A 240-nucleotide genomic window follows, 5' to 3' on the forward strand; every position below is an offset into this window, starting at 1 on the left:
CTCCCCAACGTGCCAGGCGCTCGACAGGCTTGCCACGAAGGCGGCAAGATCAGGCGGCTTGGACGGCGTTGTCGATGCGGGCATTTCGCCGTCAGCCAGCGCCGCCAGGTAAGCCTGCACGGCGCGCATTTCCTCCAAGAGCTTGAGCGGGTCGAGGGTCGCAGCGATCTCGCGCAACTCTCTCTTGGTGGATGTCGGCATGCTCTCTGCTTCCAGAAGCCGCTCGCAAGGGGTCTGGGG

At 65.4% G+C, this 240-nt stretch carries 1 pseudogene; it reads right to left on the reverse strand.

The annotated features are described in order from the left end of the window. Positions 1-201 (reverse strand): annotated as a pseudogene (locus Q1A87_RS24030) (ISNCY family transposase); the annotation flags it as partial. Positions 202-240 lie beyond the last annotated feature (39 nt).

The sequence above is a fragment of the uncultured Jannaschia sp. genome, assembly GCF_947494055.1.
Lineage (GTDB): Bacteria > Pseudomonadota > Alphaproteobacteria > Rhodobacterales > Rhodobacteraceae > Jannaschia.